Annotated in this window: 16 protein-coding genes, 3 tRNA genes and 1 pseudogene; 11 read left to right on the top strand and 9 right to left on the bottom strand. The window is 71.2% G+C overall.

Annotation, left to right across the window (positions count from 1 at the left end; all coding sequences use genetic code 11):
* Window positions 1-60: 60 nt before the first annotated feature.
* A complete protein-coding gene (locus ACRX5S_RS06230; protein WP_436771759.1) occupies window positions 61-1281 on the bottom strand; it encodes an LLM class flavin-dependent oxidoreductase in 1221 nt (406 codons plus the stop codon).
* A 434-nt stretch (window positions 1282-1715) separates the two neighbouring features.
* Here ACRX5S_RS06230 and ACRX5S_RS06235 point away from each other — a divergent pair, with 434 nt between their 5' ends.
* The gene (locus ACRX5S_RS06235; RefSeq protein ID WP_436771760.1) at window positions 1716-2264 is read left to right on the top strand and encodes a YbaK/EbsC family protein; all 549 of its coding nucleotides are present in this window, start codon (window positions 1716-1718) and stop codon (window positions 2262-2264) included.
* Between the two features lie 110 nt (window positions 2265-2374).
* Here the strand turns inward: ACRX5S_RS06235 and ACRX5S_RS06240 are convergent, their stop codons facing one another.
* Window positions 2375-2905, bottom strand: coding sequence for a DUF6817 domain-containing protein (locus tag ACRX5S_RS06240; RefSeq protein ID WP_436771761.1), 531 nt, complete (start codon window positions 2903-2905; stop codon window positions 2375-2377).
* A gap of 204 nt (window positions 2906-3109) precedes the next feature.
* On the opposite strand from ACRX5S_RS06240, the gene ACRX5S_RS06245 reads away from it, so the two are divergent.
* Window positions 3110-3991 (top strand): LysR family transcriptional regulator, encoded by an 882-nt coding sequence (locus ACRX5S_RS06245; protein ID WP_436771762.1) that lies wholly within the window; start codon window positions 3110-3112, stop codon window positions 3989-3991.
* The gene (locus ACRX5S_RS06250) at window positions 3988-4524 is read left to right on the top strand and encodes a GNAT family N-acetyltransferase (protein ID WP_436771763.1); all 537 of its coding nucleotides are present in this window, start codon (window positions 3988-3990) and stop codon (window positions 4522-4524) included. The genes ACRX5S_RS06245 and ACRX5S_RS06250 overlap by 4 nt, the downstream gene beginning before the upstream one ends.
* 146 nt (window positions 4525-4670) lie before the next feature.
* Here the strand turns inward: ACRX5S_RS06250 and ACRX5S_RS06255 are convergent, their stop codons facing one another.
* A complete protein-coding gene (locus ACRX5S_RS06255) occupies window positions 4671-5600 on the bottom strand; it encodes an aldo/keto reductase (RefSeq protein ID WP_436771764.1) in 930 nt (309 codons plus the stop codon).
* A gap of 59 nt (window positions 5601-5659) precedes the next feature.
* Here ACRX5S_RS06255 and ACRX5S_RS06260 point away from each other — a divergent pair, with 59 nt between their 5' ends.
* The 3 genes from ACRX5S_RS06260 (at window position 5660) to ACRX5S_RS06270 (ending at window position 7254) form a co-directional block, all read left to right on the top strand.
* Complete coding sequence (locus ACRX5S_RS06260; protein ID WP_436771765.1) at window positions 5660-6019, top strand: MerR family transcriptional regulator; 360 nt, start codon at window positions 5660-5662, stop codon at window positions 6017-6019.
* 180 nt (window positions 6020-6199) lie between these two features.
* Complete coding sequence (locus ACRX5S_RS06265) at window positions 6200-6604, top strand: VOC family protein (RefSeq protein ID WP_436771766.1); 405 nt, start codon at window positions 6200-6202, stop codon at window positions 6602-6604.
* Window positions 6605-6834: 230 nt separating this feature from the next.
* The gene (locus tag ACRX5S_RS06270; RefSeq protein WP_436771767.1) at window positions 6835-7254 is read left to right on the top strand and encodes a DUF6188 family protein; all 420 of its coding nucleotides are present in this window, start codon (window positions 6835-6837) and stop codon (window positions 7252-7254) included.
* Window positions 7255-7520: 266 nt separating this feature from the next.
* Here the strand turns inward: ACRX5S_RS06270 and ACRX5S_RS06275 are convergent.
* The 4 genes and pseudogenes from ACRX5S_RS06275 to ACRX5S_RS06290 form a co-directional block, all read right to left on the bottom strand.
* Window positions 7521-8415, bottom strand: a pseudogene (locus tag ACRX5S_RS06275) (phosphorothioated DNA-binding restriction endonuclease).
* 166 nt (window positions 8416-8581) lie between these two features.
* Window positions 8582-8658, bottom strand: a tRNA-Phe gene (locus ACRX5S_RS06280).
* 38 nt (window positions 8659-8696) lie between these two features.
* Window positions 8697-8771, bottom strand: a tRNA-Asp gene (locus ACRX5S_RS06285).
* An 83-nt stretch (window positions 8772-8854) separates the two neighbouring features.
* A tRNA-Glu gene (locus ACRX5S_RS06290) sits at window positions 8855-8927 on the bottom strand.
* A gap of 145 nt (window positions 8928-9072) precedes the next feature.
* Here ACRX5S_RS06290 and ACRX5S_RS06295 point away from each other — a divergent pair.
* The 5 genes from ACRX5S_RS06295 to ACRX5S_RS06315 all read left to right on the top strand — a co-directional run bounded on the left by ACRX5S_RS06295 (window position 9073) and on the right by ACRX5S_RS06315 (window position 14817).
* Window positions 9073-9414, top strand: a complete 342-nt coding sequence (locus tag ACRX5S_RS06295; protein WP_436772223.1) for a metallopeptidase family protein — start codon at window positions 9073-9075, stop codon at window positions 9412-9414.
* Window positions 9415-9465: 51 nt separating this feature from the next.
* Window positions 9466-9993 (top strand): fluoride efflux transporter FluC, encoded by a 528-nt coding sequence (locus ACRX5S_RS06300; protein WP_436772224.1) that lies wholly within the window; start codon window positions 9466-9468, stop codon window positions 9991-9993.
* Window positions 9990-10364 (top strand): fluoride efflux transporter CrcB, encoded by a 375-nt coding sequence (crcB, locus tag ACRX5S_RS06305; RefSeq protein ID WP_436771768.1) that lies wholly within the window; start codon window positions 9990-9992, stop codon window positions 10362-10364. The genes ACRX5S_RS06300 and crcB overlap by 4 nt, the downstream gene beginning before the upstream one ends.
* A 192-nt stretch (window positions 10365-10556) precedes the next feature.
* Window positions 10557-12227: a hypothetical protein gene (locus ACRX5S_RS06310; RefSeq protein WP_436771769.1), complete on the top strand. Its 1671-nt coding sequence runs from the start codon at window positions 10557-10559 to the stop codon at window positions 12225-12227.
* Window positions 12228-12588: 361 nt separating this feature from the next.
* Window positions 12589-14817, top strand: a complete 2229-nt coding sequence (locus ACRX5S_RS06315) for a DEAD/DEAH box helicase (protein ID WP_436771770.1) — start codon at window positions 12589-12591, stop codon at window positions 14815-14817.
* A 169-nt stretch (window positions 14818-14986) separates the two neighbouring features.
* Here the strand turns inward: ACRX5S_RS06315 and ACRX5S_RS06320 are convergent, their stop codons facing one another.
* Both ACRX5S_RS06320 and ACRX5S_RS06325 read right to left on the bottom strand, forming a co-directional pair.
* Complete coding sequence (locus ACRX5S_RS06320) at window positions 14987-15886, bottom strand: thioesterase family protein (protein WP_436771771.1); 900 nt, start codon at window positions 15884-15886, stop codon at window positions 14987-14989.
* Window positions 15887-16111: 225 nt separating this feature from the next.
* Complete coding sequence (locus ACRX5S_RS06325) at window positions 16112-17809, bottom strand: hypothetical protein (protein ID WP_436771772.1); 1698 nt, start codon at window positions 17807-17809, stop codon at window positions 16112-16114.
* Window positions 17810-18328: the final 519 nt, after the last annotated feature.

The raw sequence follows: 18328 nt of genomic DNA on the forward strand, positions 1-18328 counted from the left end.
GCAGAAGGGCCCGGCCGAGTGGCCGGGCCCTTCGATGCGCCTAGCGGGTGATACCGGGCGTCACTTGCCGTCGATGCCGATGATGGCGTTCTCGGGCAGGACCGTGTGCACCAGGTCCGGGTTGACCGGGCCGTTGAACGGCGGGTACTTCGGGCCCTGCGCGTTGCGGCGGTAGACCGAGGTGGAGTGCTCCGCGGTCTTGTCGAACTCCGGGATGACCTTCTCGCCGAAGAGCTCGATCATCTCGAGGTTCTCCTCGTGCGTCATCCCGTCGTTGATGCCGAACACGAGCTGGTCGGTGCCGACCGCCTGGTACGCCTCGATCTGCTCGCAGACCTCCTCCGGCGTGCCGACGAGCATCAGGCCGGACTCGATCACGAAGTCCAGGAACTCGTCGCCGCCCTGCGAGAGGTCGAACGGCGGCTCGGGCCAGGTCACCGCGTCGGCCGACTTCGGCATGGTGTCGTGGTACAGGTTCACCATGGTGACCAGGTAGCCGCGGCCCTTGGAGATGGCGATCTCGCGGGCGCGCTTGCGGTCGTTCAGGCAGATGACCGCGTTCGTCATCATGACGTTGTTGTTCTGGTAGTCGCCCAGGATCTCGACCGGGTTCTCGGCGGCTTCCTTGTAGGCCTCGATGCGGCCCTTCAGGTTGAAGATCGGCTCGAAGTTGAACGCGATCGCGCCGATGCCCAGCGAGCCGGCCTTGGCGAACGAGCCCGGGTTGCCGCAGGCCATCCAGATCGGCGGGTGCGAGTGGCCGTACGGCTTGGGCAGGATGTTGTGCGGGGTCGGCACGGTGAAGTGCTCGCCCTGGAAGGAGTAGTCGTACTGCTCCCACATGCGCACGATCTCGCGCGAGACCTCGTCCCACTCGGCCTTGGTCGAGTTGGTGTCCATGATGTTGAACGACGCGACCTCGTGGGAGCCGGCGCCGCGGCCGGTGCCCCACTCGAAGCGGCCCTCGGTGATGTGGTCGAGCATCGCGGCGCGCTCCGCGAACCGGACCGGGTGCTCCTTGCGCGGCGACAGCGAGTTGATGCCGGTGCCGAGGTGGATGCGCTCGGTCTTCGCGGCGACGTAGCCCATCGCGACCTCGGGGGCCGACATGTGCGAGTACTCGGTCAGGGCGTGGTGCTCACCGAACCAGACGTACTTCCAATTGTGCTTGTCCGCCTTGATCGCCAACTCCAGCTCACGCTGAAGCATCAGGTGCTCGGAAGCGCGATCGTGCGCAGCCGGTCCCGGGATGTAACCGTTCAGGAAGATGCCGAACTCCACGTGGAGCCTCCCAAAAGTGCTGGTTCAACAATGTCGCGTCTGGCGGCTGCGCCCGTACAGCGGCAATGTACGCGCGGCCGGTGCACACTTGTGGTGAGAGGTGTCTAACGTCACGTCAGAAACCGCTGCTGGCAAGGGGGTTCACAGAAGGCCCCCGACCTGCTAACTGTCTCTGGACGCGGTGGTAACAACACGCAGGGTTACTGCCTTGCCGAGGCGACACGTGTAGCCCGCGCACATGTCACGCCGATGTGTTCGGCGTCGATCAGATTTGCCTGTTTCTGCGTTCTGCCGACGCATTCCGATGCAAAGTTCCGCTGCAATCTGTTGATCTTCGAACATGCCGTGCAGGACCGTGCCCAGGGTCTACCCCGGCGCCCGTGCACGGCCTTGTCTTATGCATTTTCGGTCGGTGTTCCGCTTGGATGGGGGGCATGGGAGAAAGCCTCGACCTGCACCCCGCCCTGACCCGCCTCGACCTGCTCGCCGACCCGGTCGCCGACGCTCTCAAGCAGTGGAGCGGCCCCGTGCCGGTCGACGCCGTCGAGGTCGCCGAGATCGACCCGGACCTCGCGGACACGGCCGCCTTCTGCGCGCACTACGGCGTCACCCTGGAGGAGTCCGTCAACTGCGTGGTCGTCGCGGCCAAGCGCGGGTCGGAGGTGACGTACGCGGCCTGCATGGTTGCCGCCACGACACGCGCCGACGTGAACGGGCTGGTCCGCCGGCATCTGGGTGCGCGGAAGGCGTCGTTCGCGCCGCTCGCAGAGGTGGCCGCGATGTCCGGGATGGAGTACGGCGGCATCACCCCGGTCGGCCTGCCCGCGGGCTGGCCGATCCTGGTCGACGCGGCGGCCGCGGCGCTACCGAGTGCGGTGATCGGATCGGGGAACCGCCGCGCCAAGCTACGGTTGCCGGGGGCGGCGCTGGCATCGCTGCCGGGGGCCGAGGTGCTGGACGGGCTGGGCCTACCGCTGGGGTGAACGGTCCGGCTGAACCTCGCGGCTGAACTAGCGGGCCGATCCGGCGGGCTGAGCGGTGGATTGAGCCGGTGGGCTGAACTCGCGGGTTGAGCCTGCGAGCTGAGCGGGTGTCAGCTCAGGACGCGCTCGACCTCCGCGTTGGCCGCCGGGCTCAGCAGGCCCTGCCACCGCTCGAACAGCGCGTGCAACTGCGACCGCTCGATCGCATCGAACACCGGGCTGATGGCCGCGATGTCCAGCTCGTTGGCCACCGTGATCTCCGCGAACGCGCGGCGCAGACGCGGCCCGGGGACATACCTCGCGCCGGTGAAGCGGTCGGTGAACGTGCCGTGGGCGTCGGAAAGTTCGGGGTACGACGCCTTGCGGTCGCAGCTCGCGTAGAAGTACACCAACTCCTCGGCCTCGTCCCCGACGAGGCCCGCGAGCTCGGCGCGGCGGTCGAGGCCGTACAGCGCCACCGGGAACCCGTCGGTGCCGTAGAAGGCGTGGCACAGGCCCGCCAGCCGCACCTCGCGGTCGGCGCCCCACTCGGTGAGCATGTCGTGGACGCGCACCAGGTGGTCGAACAACGTCCCGCCGGGATGGCCGATCCCCTCCGCGCCGAGCTCGCGCAGTACTGCGACGGCGTCCGTCGTGACCACTGGTGCACCGCCAATTCCTGTCGGGGCCAGGCAAGGTGATGGAACGTCAGAAAGTGCTGCGGGGTGGGGTCGGCACCGCCGCGCGCTGTCGACGGTCACACGGCGGGTTGCCGCCCCGGGCCCTGACGAAAGCGTCCCGCCTCGGCAATACCCAAGTCAATCCTAGGATTTCCTGGGCTTGACCCAAGAGATATCTTGCTCCTCATGACTCTCGACGACCTGCGGACGTTCGTGGCCGCCTGCCGCCACGGCAATCTGACCCTGGTGGCGCGCGAGCTCGGCCGCACCCAGTCGGCGGTCAGCCAGCACATCAAGCGCCTCGAACAGGAACTGGGCCTCGACCTGCTGGAACGCCTCCCTCGCGGAGTCGCCCCCACCGAGGCCGGGCGGATCCTGTTCGGCGCCGCGAGCGACGGCCTGGCGGGCCTCGACCTGGCCCTGCGGCGGCTGCGCGACCTGCGGCAGGGCCACGGCGGCGCGGTCCGCGTCGCGACCGGGGCGACGACCGTGCGCCATTTCATGACCGCCGCGATCGTCGAGTTCCGCCGCCGCCACCCCACGACCTCCCTGGAGTTCCAGACCGAGAGTTCGAGCCGCACCTGCATGGAGGCGGTGGCGGCCGGACGCGCCGACCTCGCGTGGATCACCATCGGCGAGCCGGTCCGCGGCATCGAGCAGCGTCCGGTGGCGAAGCTGCGCTGGATGCTCGCGGTACGCCGCGACGACCCGCTCGCCGGGCACGACGCGCTGGAGCCGGACGACCTGGCCGGGATCCACCACATCCGCCTGCCGGAGACGTCGACTTCCCGCCTGCGGCTGGACGCGCACCTGGCGGCCCACGACATCCACCCGCCCGCCACCACCGGCGTCGCGGACTGGGACACCGCGATGCTGCTGGCCGAGCTGGGTCTCGGACACGCGGTCGTGCCGGACCTGCCCAACCTGTCCCGGGCGCCCGAGGGGCCGCTGCGACTGATCCCGATATCCGGGCTGCCACCGCTGACGGTCGGCTGGGCCGCCCGGCAGTGGGACGCGCTGGCCCCGGCTGCGCTGGAGTTCGCGGGCTTCGTAGAGTCGTCCCCATGACCACGCCACCGCCGGATCCCGCCACCGGCGGGCCGACCACCGGGCCGGGACGCGCCGCGCCGACCGTCGCCGACGACCTGGCCGCCGCCCCCGAATTGCTGTTCGCGTACTACAACGCCACGGCGGCGGAGCTGGGCCGGCGGACCTGGGACACCCCCGCCGCCCTGCCGGACTACTTCCGCGTCGACTACGACGACCCGGCCGCCTACTACGGCCCGCCCGGCGGCTACCTCTCCGCCCGGCTCGACGGCCGCCTCGCGGGCGGCGTCGGCTACCACTTCCACGGGCCGGACATCGAGGTCAAGCGGTTGTACGTGGCCCCCGAGGCGCGGGGCGCGGGTGTCGCGCGGGCGCTCATGGCCGTGCTGCACGAGCGGGCCCGCGCGGCCGGTGCGCCGCGCTGCGTACTGGACGTGCTGCCGCAGCGCACCGGCGCGATCAACCTCTACAAGCGGCTCGGTTACCGGCAGATCGGGCCGTACCGCGACGACCACGGACCGATCGAGCTGCTCTGTTACGCGTACGACCTCTGAGCGGGCGGACTCCGGGCGGCCTCGGGACGGGCCGACCCCGGGCGGCCTCGGGGCGGACGGCCTCGGCACGAACGCTCTCGGCGCGGGCCACCTCCGAGTGCGCGTCCTCTGCACCGACGAACTCCCCAGCGGCACCCTCTGGTTGATCAATGCTCTTCCCAGCTCCCGGAGTTCGCCTCCTCCAGAGCGGACAGCCGGGCGAACTGGTCGTCGTCGAGCGCCACTTCGAGCGCCGCGATGTTCTCGCGCAGATGCCCCTCCGACGAGGTGCCGGGAATGGGCACGACCGTGTCGGTGCGCCGCAGCAGCCACGCGAGCGCGGTCTGCGCCGGGGTCGCACCGATCTCGCGCGCCACCTCCGCCACCGGCCCGTCCGGCCCGGCGTGGGCACCCATCGCAATCGGGAAGAACGGCACGAACGCGATGCCGTGCCCGGCCGCGTAGTCGACGACGTCGTCGTGTCCGCGGGTCGCCAGGTTGTAGAGATTCTGGACGGCCGCGATCGGCGCGGTCTCCGCCGCCTCGCGCAACTGATCCACCGCCACCTCGGACAGTCCGATGTGCCGGACCTTGCCCTCCTCCCGCAACTGCCCCAACGCGCCCACCTGTTCGGCGACCGGGTAGGCGGGGTCGAGGCGGTGCAGGTAGAGGAGGTCGAGCCGCTCCACACGCAGCCGCCGCAGGGCGAGTTCGGCCTGCTGGCGCAGGTAGGCGGGGTGGCCGAGCGGGATCCACGCGTCGGGGGCGGGGCGTACGACGCCGACCTTGGTGGCGATCGAGACGGAGTCGCCGTAGGGATGCAACGCCTCGGCGACCAGTTCCTCGTTGCCGCCGAGCGCGTAGGCGTCCGCGGTGTCGACCAGGTTCACGCCGAGCTCGACAGCCTTGCGCAGCACCGCAACCGCCGCGGCCCGGTCGGCCGGCGGGCGCCAGATCGGCGCGGCGGCCGGGTCCGGTGGACGCTCGGGACCGTCGGCCAGGCGCATGGCGCCGAAGCCGATGCGACGGATCGTCAGATCGCCGCCGAGGGCGAAGGTGGACGGGGGAACAACCGCGGTTTTCCTCGGGTTCGTCATGACCGCAACGCTAGTTTTTGACACCGGTGTGAGATTCAAGGAGATGTGAGGGGCATCACATGAAGATCGGGGACCTGGCCCGCGCCACGGGGGTCAGCCCTCGCCTGCTGCGCTACTACGAGGAGCAGGGGCTGATCGAGGCCCGTCGGGCCCCCAGCGGACACCGGAGGTACGGGGATGCCGCGGTCGGCGAGGTGGCCCGCGTCCGGGCCCTGCTCGCGGCGGGCCTGCCGACCAACGTGATCCGCGACCTGATGGCGTGCTTCACCGAGGGCACGGATCTGGACGCGTGCGCGGCGGACCACCTGCGTACGCACCTCGCCGGCGTGGAGGCGCGCATCGCGCAGCTCGAAGCGACGCGGTCCACGCTGGACGCCCTGCTGACGGCGACGTCGTCCCGATCCCCCGCCGCCGCGTGAGCCCGTCCGGAAAAAAACTTCGGGGCGGACCGATGAGTTTCCGCGGACCCGCCGGTCCACCTCTTTGAAAGCACGGCGCGGGGCGGACAACATGGCCGAAAAGCCACCGTCCGCACACCCGCGGACACCGCAGCCGACGTACCGGTCACACGGGACGCACCAGCGAGAAGAGGCGCAGACATGGCCACGATGATCTTCGTGAACCTGCCGGTCAAGGACCTGGACAAGTCGAAGAAGTTCTACTCGGCGCTGGGCTACACGCTCAACGAGCAGTTCAGCGACGACAACACCGCGAGCTTCGTGATCAGCGACACGATCGTGGTCATGCTGCTCAAGGAGGACAAGTTCCGCGAGTTCAGCACCAAGCCGATCGCCGACTCGGGCGCGGTCACCGAGGCCCTGCTGTGCCTCAGCGCCGACAGCCGCGAGGACGTGGACCGGATCACCGAGATCGCCCTGTCGTCCGGTGGCAGCAAGGCCAAGGACCCGCAGGACATGGGCTTCATGTACGGCCGCTCGTACCTCGACCCGGACGGCCACCACTGGGAGCTGGCGTACATGGACCCGGCCGCCCTGGAGGGCTGAGCCCGCCCCCGCTCGTCTCCCGGTCCGGCGGCCCCGGGCCCGGAACGCCCCGCGCGACGCCCGCGCGGGGCGTTCCGCATGTGGTGAGTCGCAATTGGTACGCCGTGATCCGTGCGCCGTGATCCGTGCGCGGTAATTCGTGATCCGTGCGCCGTGTTCGCGTTTCGCGCCGACGCGGCTACCGGAAAGGGATAGCCCGAACCGGCCGCCGGGCAGCAGGATCCCGAGCCATGAGCATGCATGCCGATCCCATGGAGCACGACGACCGCTGGCTCCTCAACCTGCGCGGCGTCGTCGTGACGGGCATCGGCGTCGACTTCCGGCTCACGCTGCGGCTGGGCTCGGACTGGGTGCTCGCGCTGGAGGACCGGGTGCGGCTGGCACGCGGCCCGGGCCGTAAGACCGCCTCGGTGACGCTCGATCCCGAGACGCAGGACGTCGCCGCCGCGCTCGCGCTGTTCGGCACGCCGATCGCGTCCGCCGTGGCCGTCAAGTCCGGCGCGTTATCCGTCGTGTTCGGCTGCGGCACCCACCTCACCTGCGGTCCGAGCCCGGCGTACGACGCCTGGACGCTGGACGGCCCGCGCGGCTGGCGCTTCACCTCGCACCCGCCCGGCGAACTCGCGGTCCGAAAGGGATCGTTTGCGTAGCCGCCCGCCGAAGAACCGTGCGGGAGGCGGCAGTTGCCGATCGCGACCCGGCCCGATGACCGCCCCTGACCTTCCCCGCCTACGAAACCGACGACCGCCCCGCCCCCGTCGGCGTCGCACCCCCCGCGCTTCCCCTTCACCCCCAAACGCCCCGACCTCCCCCGCCACGCGCGCCGCCACATCCAACTCGACCACGTCACCCGACGGCCCGGCACGCACGCGTACACGTCACCCGGCATCGGCCAGGCCCCGATGCCACGTCCGAGTCACGCAGCAAGCGCCGGCCGTGCCGGTCCGTGGAACACCTGTGCCGCGTGCCAGGACCGGTGGACCGCGGCTATCGGCGACGTCCCCGGCTGAGGGCCTAGGAGTGGGCGGCCGCCAAGGGCGATGACCTGGTCGTGGGCCGCCGTACTGCGGCCGACGAAACGCTGCGCGACCATGACGCGGTTCTCCTCGTCCACGCCGAGGACACCCTTGTCGAAGAGCTTGTGGTGCAGCGAGCACAGGCACAGGGCGTTGTCCACCTCGTCGGGTCCGCCCAGCGCCCACCAGTACACGTGCGCGGCCTCCAGCCCGACCGGGACGGCTCCGATGCGCCCGTCGTAACCGCAGAACGCGCACTGGTACTCGTAGGCGGTCAGCACGAGTTCACGCAGCCCCGCGCGTCGCTGCCGCCGCCCCGGGACCACGGGCTGCGTCTCGGCGTACTCGATCTCCAGGCCGGCGGCCTCGCACAGCTCCTGGTGGAGCGAGGGCGGGAAGTGCAGATCGAGCAACGTGCGCGCCATCCGGCCGAGCAGCGACGGGTCACGGCGAAGGGCCGCCCGCAGGTCCGGCGCGAGGCGGCCCGACGGCGCCGGAGTCCCGCAGCTCCCGCACCCCGCTCCCCGGACTGCCCGCGCCGCGGTTCGTGCGTACCTCCCACACCCCGTCGCTGACGAGGTGGTGGAACGGGTAGGCCGGGGTGGTCCGATTGCCCGGCCCGTACTCCGCGAGTAGGCGTTTGAGGTCTTCTTCGACGGCGCTGTAGGCCAGTTCGGTGTCGGCATCCTGCTGGTAACGGCCAAGCGCGTAGAGGAGCAGCAGCGGCTTGTGGGGAGCGCGGACCCCGTTACCGGTCCACTGTCTCAGGGTCGCGACTCGCTCCAGCCAGTCCATGCGCAGGATCATAGGGGCCGTCCCCCGGCCCGCCGCCTGGCCGGCAACCCCGCCGAAACGGCGCCGGACGCCTCAACCGGGCACCCCGTCCGCTCAACAAAAAAAGCCCCGCGGTCGAAATGATCGACTTCGGGGCTGATCCGCTTGTGGGCGGCGTACTTCGAGCTGGTGGCCAGGGGCGGGGTCGAACCGCCGACCTTCCGATTTTCAGTCGGACGCTCGTACCAACTGAGCTACCTGGCCTGGGAGTGGAGAAATCCGCCTTGCGGCGGATCTTCCAGCGGTCCTGACGGGATTTGAACCCGCGGCCTTCACCTTGACAGGGTGACGAGCACTCCAAACTGCTCCACAGGACCTTGCATTGAGTTGTCGAGCCGGGTTGTTCCTGCCCTGCTCGGTGCTGCTTCACTCTACCGTACTGGCCGTGCGGCTTTGTGCGTGCCCCCAACGGGATTCGAACCCGTGCTACCGCCTTGAAAGGGCGACGTCCTAGGCCACTAGACGATGGGGGCTGGGTGGCCGGTCCGGCGTCTTGGTGCCGTCGGGGACGGTCAGAACTATACGGGGTGCTCGGCCGGATGAGCAAAACGGTTAACGGGAGGGGGAGCATCCCGCTCCGGGGCGGGGGGTGGAGCGCAGAATGGGGTGGTGCTGGAAATGTCGCGTGAGGAGTTCGAAGAGCTGGTCGCCGAGGCTCTGGACCGCATCCCGCCCGAGCTGACGACGTTGATGGACAACGTGGCGATCTTCGTCGAGGACGACCCCGATCCGGCCGGGCCGGAGCTGCTGGGGTTGTACGAGGGGATCCCGCTCACCGAGCGCGGCGACTGGTACGCGGGGGTGCTGCCGGACCGCATCACGATCTACCGGAACCCGACGCTCCGGATCTGCGAGACGTACGAGCATGTCGTGGAGGAGGTCGAGATCACGGTGGTGCACGAGGTCGCGCACCACTTCGGGATCGATGACGAGCGGTTGCACGAGCTTGGGTACGGGTGAGTGGGCGCGCACGAGGGCCCCTGGACGGGTGGCGGCGCGGCGCGTGACGCGGTGCCGGTGAACGGGGCCGACGAGGTCGTGGACCCGGATGTGGACTTCCGGCCGGCCCCACCGCCGCCGCTCGGGGACTGGCGGGTGCTCGCGGTGGTGTCGGCGGGCGGGGTCCTGGGTGCCTCGGCGCGCTACGGGGCCGCGCTGCTCTGGCCGACACCGACCGACGCGTTCCCCTGGACGATCTTCGGCGTGAACGCCCTCGGGTGCGCGCTGATGGGCGTGTTCATGGTGCTGGCGACCGAGGCGCGGACCGCCCACCGGCTCGTACGGCCCTTCGTGGGCACCGGGATCCTGGGCGGCTTCACCACGTTCTCGACTTACGCGGTCGACATTCAGCGTCTCTCGGACCACGGGCGCCTGGGGGTGGGGATGGCCTACCTCGCGGCCATGGTGGTGTGTGCGCTTGCGTGTGTCTGGGGGGCGACGGCGGTCACGCGAAGAGTGGCGGGGGTACGGCCGGGCCAGGGGCCCGGGGAGCGGCCCGGTCCGCGGGCGGGCGCGCCGGGGCGGGAGGCGTCCTCGTGAACTGGGTGTTCGTCGTGGTCGGCGCGGCGGTCGGGGCACCGCTGCGGTACCTGACGGATCGGATCGTCCAGGCCCGGCACACATCGGTGTTCCCGTGGGGGACGGTGGCGGTCAACATCGCCGGGAGCGCGGTGCTGGGCTGCCTGGCCGGTGCGGCGGCGGTGGGCGCGGCGTCCTCGGACGTCGAGCTGCTGGTCGGGACGGGGCTGTGCGGCGCGCTGACGACGTACTCGACGTTCTCGTACGAGACCCTGCGGCTGGCCGAGACCGGGCATCGGGGGCAGGCGGCGGTGAACGTGGCGCTGAGTCTGGCGGCGGGGATCGCTGCGGCGTTCGCGGGGGCAGCGCTGGCCGACCTGTGGTGGGCCTGACGGCCGGGCGGCGACACCGCGCGGGCGGGATGCGGGCCCGTGCTTCGGGGGCAGCACCGCGGTCCGAAATTGGGTGCCGTCGGCGTGCATGGGACCGCGCTCGCCCATATGGGTGATGCCGTACGGCCGGAGGATTCGGGCCCTCCGGCCCCGCCAAGGATCCGGACAGGATTCGGGCGTGGAGGGGCGACCATGGGCGACGACGCCGGGCGGGCACGGGACTTCGAGGAACCGGCTTTTCCGCGCGGGCCGAGAGGCCGCGTCCGCGCCGAGCCGCCGCTGCGGGTGGGCAGGTGGACGGACTACGGGGACAACGATGGTGACGGGGCGTCAGAGGAATCGGCGCCGGAGTCGGGCCCCGAGCACATGGTCGAGGCCGCCGTCCCGCGGGCGCGCGGAGCGCGGCGTGTGCTGCCGGGTGAGCCGGATCCCGGCGACGGGGGCGAGGACCGGAACGGGCATACGGAGGACGACGAGACGACGGTTCGCGTACGCCCCGCCCGTTCGGTCCGCACCACGGTAGGCGCGCCGGAGGTCATCGCGGGGCGGGTCGAGGAGGCCGCGCCCAGGGTGTCGGACCACTGGCCGGAGGAGGAAGACGAGCAGGACGTCCCCGAGGTGGAGGAAGAGGAGGATGAGGAGGAGGGCGACAGCGGCGGCGACGTCGGGGACTTCTTCGCCAAGGAATCCCCCGAGCCGGCGGGCCACCCCGATTCGACCGACCCGTGGCGCAACTCCGGCCACGCGCACGCCGCCGCCGGCAGTGCCGAGTACCTGTCGTACGCCACACACCAGGAGCCGATGCCGCAGGTGAGCGCGTACTCGTACGCCTACCCAGGTTTCGCCGCAGCCTCAGACCCGACGCCGTCGGCCGCCATGGCGCCGATCGCCGTGCAGACCGAACCCGCCTCCGGACAACTGGAGTTGCGCCGAGGGCGGCACACAGCGGGCGACGGATCGGCCGCCGAACCCCTCGCGCTCGACCTGGTCAACGACAGCGAAGTACGCCCTGCCAGAACGCCGTTCGAGGTAGCCGTCCTGCTCGGCGCACCCGCGCTCGCGCTCACCGCCCTGCTCTATTACTTCGGCTGGGCCCGCAGCGCCGCGATGGCCGACTTCCTCGGCATCGACGCCGATGTCCTCGGCTACACGACGCGCGAGTACCTGCTGCGCAGCGTCGACACGCTCTACCGACCGATCTTGGCGGTGGTCGGCGTCCTGCTCGCCGCACGCATGGTGCACCCTCACGTCCTGGTACGCCTGCGCCGCCACCGCCGCGCCGCCGCCCGCCTCTCGTGGGTGTTGCGCTGCGCGTGGTTCGCGGTTCCGGCGGCGACGTGGACGGCGTTGTTCAAGTGGCCCGGCAAATGGCCGCTGTTCTGGCCGCTGCTCCTGCCCTGCGCGTTGACCGCGGGCGTGTTGGTGTCGGCTTACGGCGTCCTTCTCTCGCGGCAACTCGGAACCCACCGGCGCGCTACGGGAATGGGCGTGCGCCCGTGGTCGTTGTCGGTGGTACTCACGTCGGCAGCAGTGGTGCTGTGCCTGTTCTGGACGCTCGGGGCGTACGCCCAGGCGGACGGCCAGGCCGCCGCACTCCGCGTGGTCAAGACGCTGCCGGCGCGCACGGCTGTCGTCGTCTACTCGGCCCAGGACCTGCGGGTGGCGGCCGAGCAGGGCGTGACGGCCGAGGCGCTGTCCGGCCGGGAGTCGCCGTACCGGTTCCGGTACGCGGGGCTTCGTCTGCTGCGACGTGCCGAAGGGCGGCTGTTCCTGCTGCCCGACCGGTGGGCCTGGGACCGTCCCCGGCTGATCGTGGTGCGTGAGGACTCCGGGGTCCGCGTCGAGTATCTGCGGTCCCGGTAGGCGCGAACGTCCCGCAGGTGTGAAGGGTCCGCGCGAGGGGTTCGGAGATCGTTCGGGCCCGTACTATCCGGAACGTGATCGTCCGGAACAGAAGAAGGCCAGGTCAGCACGGGTGCTGACCGGGTCGGGGCACCGTCCCGGCGGTGCTTTGGGCCAATCGGGGCGGTGACGTCCTGTAGGCTGGTAGATCGACTCGTGTTCATCTCCAGACGCCGGCTAGAAAGCGCGGCGTCTCACAGGCTCGTTCAGGTGCTCAGCAGAAGGTCGCGGCAATTGCGACCGGTTCCGGGCTGCGGACCTCCGACGTGCCGTATTCGGAAGGTTCTGCATGCCCCCGCTGTCCCATGACTCTGTCACGCCCATGCCCGTGGACGCCGACGTCACCGACGAGACCGTCACCGTGACGGCCCTCGATGCCGCCGCCGAGGCCGCGGCCGACGCCGACACCGCGGTCGTGGCCGCAACCGGGCCCGTCGCGGCCGACATCGAGACCGACGCGACCGCCGACCAGGCCGACGTCGACACCGACGAGGCCCCCGAGGCCCGGACCGACGCCGCCGACAACACCGACGACAACGACAACAACGCCGACGACAACGCCGTCGACGAGACCGAGGACGAGACCGAAGACGTCGTCGAAGCGGCCGGAGTCACCGAGGGATCCGACGAGGAGACCGAGGCCCCCGGCCCGACCTTCGCCGAGCTCGGTATTGCCGACGTCCTCGTCGAGGCCCTCGACCGCCGTGGCGTGCGCCACGCGTTCCCGATCCAGGCCGCGACCCTGCCGGACGCCATCGCCGGCCGCGACATCCTCGGCCGCGGGCGTACCGGTTCCGGCAAGACCCTCGGCTTCGGCCTCCCCACGCTGACCCGCCTGCGCGGCCAGAAGGCCCGTGCGAAGCGCCCGCTGGCGCTCGTGCTGGTACCGACCCGCGAGCTGGCCATGCAGGTGCACGACGCGCTGGAGCCTTACGGCCGCGTCCTCGACCTGCGCATGAAGGTCGTCTGCGGCGGCATGTCGATGCCCCGTCAGATCATGGCGCTGGAGCGCGGCGTCGAGATCCTGGTCGCCACCCCCGGCCGCCTCCAGGACCTGGTCGACCGCGGCGCCTGCTCGCTCGACTCGATCAAGATCGCGGTGCTGGACGAGGCCGACCAGATGGCCGACATGGGCTTCCTGCCCGAGGTCTCGGCACTCCTCGACCTGGTCCCGGCGGGCGGGCAGCGCATGCTGTTCTCCGCGACGCTGGACAACGGCGTCGACGCGATCGTCAAGCGCTACCTGACCGACCCCGTCACGCACTCGGTCGACCCGCACGCGTCGTCCGTCACCACCATGACCCACCACGTCCTCACGGTTCAGCCGAAGGACAAGGTGTACGTCACGGCCGCCATCGCGGCGCGCCGCGGCCGCACGATGATCTTCGTACGCACCAAGTTCGGCGCCGACCGCGTCGCGGCGCAGCTCCGCGAGGCCGGGGTCCGCGCCGAGGCGCTGCACGGCGGCATGACGCAGGGCGCGCGCACCCGGACCCTGGCCGAGTTCAAGGAGGGGCAGACGCCCGTCCTGGTCTGCACGGACGTCGCCGCGCGCGGCATCCACGTGGACGGCATCGACCTGGTCCTGCACGTCGACCCGGCCGGCGACCCGAAGGACTACCTGCACCGCGCGGGCCGGACGGCGCGCGCGGGCGAGGCGGGCACCGTCGTCACGCTGGCCCTCCCGCACCAGCGCCGCAGCGTCGACCGCCTCATGGAGCAGGCCGGCGTGGAGCCGGAGCGCCTGCGGGTGAGCGGCAGCAGCGACCCGGAGATGCGCCGCGTCACCGGTGCGCGGACGCTGTCCGAGGTCAAGGCACAGTCGGTCGCCGACGCGGCGGTGGCCGCCGAGGAAGAGGCCGAGCGGCTGGCGGGGCGCATCGTCGAGCTCAAGGCGAAGGCTGCGGAGCTGCGCCGCAAGGCCGCCGAGCTGGCCGAGGCCGCGAAGCGGCAGGAGACCGAGGAGAAGTCGCGCCCGCCGCGCGGCGAGCGCTCCTTCGAACGTGGTGACCGCGGGGACCGCGGCGAGCGTGGTGACCGGGGCGAGCGCTCGTACGGCGACCGCCCGCGTCGTGACGACCGCCCGCGCGGCGAGCGCTCGTTCGACCGGAGCGACCGGGGCGACCGGGGCGACCGCTCCTACGACCGCGGCGACCGCGGCCCGCGCCGCGACGACCGGCCGTCCTACGGCGAGCGCTCGTACGGCGGACCGCGTCGGGACGGCGGCTTCCGGGACGGCGCCCGTTCCGGGGGCGGCTACCGCGACCGGCACGACGGCGGCGCGCACCGGGGCCCGCGTGCGGACCGGAGCGACCGGCCCTCGTACGGGGACCGTCCGCGTGGCGACCGGCCGTACTCGGACCGCCCGTACAACGACCGTCCGCGCGGTGAGCGTCCGTCGTACGGCGACCGCCCGTCCTACGGCGACCGCCCGTCGTACAGCGACCGGCCGTCCTATGGCGAGCGCTCGTACGACCGCGGCCCGCGCCACGACCGCCACGACGGCCCCCCGCGCCGCGAGGGCGACCGCAAGCCGCGGTGGAAGAGCTGAGCCTTCCGCGCGGCAGGGGCAACGGACGTGAGCCCCACCTGAGTCCGGCTTGAGCCAAGGCCAACGCCCGACCAGAACAGCACGAACGCCGAAGGGCCGCACCGGGAATGATCCGGGTGCGGCCCTTCGGCGTTGCTGCGTAGGGGTGTCGGGGTCTGTGCTCCCCCGCTCAGCGCTCGGCGGCCGCCTGTTCGACGCGTCCGGCCGGGCCGCTCTCCGGCAGGCGGGCGGAGGCCAGTTGCGTCGACTGGGCGACCAACCTCCCGCTCGCGTCCCAGATTTCGCAGACCTCGTCCATCAGGCCGGCCTCGATGAGGCGGGCGTGGTGGCGTACGGTCAACGGGCCCGGGGACGGCAGGGCCCTTACGTATACCGTCAGTTGCAGCGTCGGCATCCAGCCCGTCACGCCCAGGTCCATGGTGACCGGCGGCAGCACGTCCGCGATGAACAGCAGCGAGAGCGGGTCGGCAGGGTGGCCGTCGGCGAACTCCACCAGGCCGCTGAACTCTCCGGTACCGCCCGGCGCCCCGACCGCGAACCCGAGGCCCGCGGGGTCGAGTTCCAGCACGACCTCGTCCATGATCGGCAGCGTCATGCCGCTGGCCGGCTCGTGCGGGGGGATGCGCATCAGGTGCTCGCGCGCGGGGAGCGGGGCCGGCGGGTTGACGCCCCACCACGGCTCGGTGTCCGCGGCGAGCGTCCCGAGGGTGAACGCGGCCTCGATGCATATGCGCCCGTTCTGCACGAGGCGCGCGCGGGCCTGCGTGACCGTGCGCCCGGCGCGCAGCAGTTCGACGTGCACCTCGGCCTTGCCCGGTTCAGGGGCTCCGACATAGCTCGCGCTCGCGGTCAGCGGGTGGACGTGCGCGGCACCGGACGCGGCGGCCGCAGCGAGCGCGGCGCGGCCCATCGCGGCGAGCAGGTAGCCCCCGTTGGGCTTGCCGCCGATGGTCCAGACCGGGTCGAGGTCCACCGTGTACGTCCCGCCGACGGTCCCGAGGGAATCGTCCGCCGCCGTCGCGGTGCCCGCCGCCGGGGTCACCGCGGTCGCGGTCGCGAAGCCTGCCACAACCCATCGCCTCCTTGCCGTGCTTGCCGCTCGTGTCGTGCCGTGCGCGCCGTGTGCGCCGCCGTCCCATCGGCACCGACCTGCTCAGTTCATTGGTGCAACTGACAGTAGCAGGCAAATGTTACCGATGAGTAGGAAGGTGCCCGGCACCACTGCCCCCCGCGACGGCCCGGAGGAAACGGCGGAGGAGCCGACGGTGGCTGCCGCCGACTCCCCCGGCCTCCGTCAGCCGGTCGGGCGCACGAACACCAGGATCTGGGCGATCGCCTTGATCAGATCTCCGGGGTCGAGCGACGGCACCGCGAGCCCGCCGGTCGTCTTGGCGATGTCGGCGAGCGTGGCCATGTCGGCGTTGGCGCCGTACCCGACCGCGAAGATCGGCAGCGGCTTCTGCGGGTTCTGGAGTTTCTGAAGCTGCGTCAGGAACGTCTGCTTCGACATGCTGAACGGCGTGTCCTCGTCCTTGCCGTCCGTCAGCAGGAAGATCTGGTTGAACGCCGCCGGGTTGTACTGCTTCTGCGCGTCCGCGACCGCGTCCAGCACCGTGCGGTAGAGCGGCGTCCCGGCGCCGTTCTGCGCCTGGAAGCCGGTCAGCGTCTTGACCACGACCTCCTTGCGCGACAGGTCGCCGACCTTGGCCTCCAGCGCGCCCAGTTGCACCCGCTCGACCCACGGGCCCTTCTGCGTGGGCGAGACGGCGAAATCGCGTACGCCGACCTCGGTCGTCTTCCCGAGCAACTGCGTCGTCTCCACGCTCGACGCGCGCATGATGTCGGCCTTGGTCTTGCCGCCCGTGCCCTGCACCGGCTCGTTCATCGACCCGGAGCCGTCGACCAGGATCAGCACCCGGAAAGGCATCGGCTTGTAGTCCGACCACGCCTGCACCATCTTGGCCACCTGCGACAGGTCGCCCTGCTGCGGTGCGGCCATCGGTGTCGGGGGCGCGAACCGCACGTTCGGCAGCACGCTCACCGGCGGCTGCTGCTCGGGGCCGCGGAAACCGGCCTCGGCCACCGCCTTCACACCGTCTGGCGAACGAAGCGCCGCCAGAACCTCGTTCGCCCGCTCGGCCAGTTGCCTGTCGGCGGCGGCCGCCTGCGAGAGCACGGCGGGATAGTCGGCCTGGACGAGGGTGCCGGACGGGTAGAGCGGTACGTACGGCACCGCCGGGCGGGCGTTGTCGTACGCCCACAACGCCTGCTCGGTCACCACGAACGCCCCGACGTCGGCGAGCGCCTGCTGCCCGTTGGGCATGCGCGACGAGTTGGACAGCAGCGTGGCGGCCGGTGTCTCGGCGTCGCTGATGTTGCTGCGGAAGGCGAACGTCTTCATCGCCGCCACGGTCGGGTCCGGGTTCACCCGGGCCATCGCCGCGCTCACCGCGACGACGCCCAGCAGGCCCTCGGTCGTCCGGGTATTGCTGACGGTGAACTTCGGCAGCGTCCGGTCGTCGATGCGGTTGAGCAGCGTGAGCCAATCCGGCGGCCGCTCCGACCACTTCTGCTGTGCCGCGACCGGCTCGGGGGCGGCCACGACCAGCGGTGTGAAGGCGACGGGCGCGCCGGTGAGCGGATAAGGATTCCGGTCGCCCAATGCCGCCGCGGCTTCCTGGAGGCGCATCGACGAATCCGCTATCCACAAATCCGGGGGCTGCTCCGCCCCGGCGCGCAACGCACCCAGAAGCTCGGCGGCGGAACGCCCCGACACCTCCACGGACGCGCATCCCCTGCTGTCGTTGATGCTTTTCGCGATGCCGGCGGCCACCGGGGCGAACTCCGGTGCGGTGACCACCTTCACGGGCTTCGGCTGTCGTGCGCACGGATTGGCGGCAGCGGCATTCTCCGGCGTCTTGTTCTGGTCCGGCCGGTGGTAGATCAGCACATATGCGGTGGCCACCGAGAAGAGCACGAGAAATGTGATCACCGCCGTCAGCCGGCCGCGCCCGCGCCGATCGCCGCGCCGCCGCCCTCCGACCCCCGAGCCGCGCGCCCGCCGCCTGCGGTCGACCCGGGAGGGCGGTAAGTGCTGCGGGTTGCGGTACGCGCCGGGCCGGGCCCCGGGCGGGCCGCCGGGCGGTGCCGCGGGCCGCGCTCCCGCTCCCGCGTACGGCCGCGTCCCTCCGGTGCGTGCGGCCGCCGGCCCGTCCCCGGACCAGGGCACTCCGGCAGGTGGTTGGTGCGGAAGGTCCCGCGGGTCCACGGGATTGACCCGGCGGTGCCCTCGCGAGCCCCCCTGCCCATGACGCCGTTGTCTGCTCGCCATTGATCCTTGTCCCCCGACGTATCCGAAGTCTGAGAAGGAATCCGACGTGCCAAAGAACACCAGTCGGAACAATAGCGCGTATAAAACAAGATCATTCAAAAATGGGCATATTACTGAAAGTAACGCAACATAGGTTCTCGCTATGGAGACAAATTCCCTTGCCCGACTCATCCCCCAGTT

It is taken from the genome of Yinghuangia sp. YIM S09857, assembly GCF_051388915.1.
Classification (GTDB): Bacteria; Actinomycetota; Actinomycetes; order Streptomycetales; family Streptomycetaceae; genus Yinghuangia.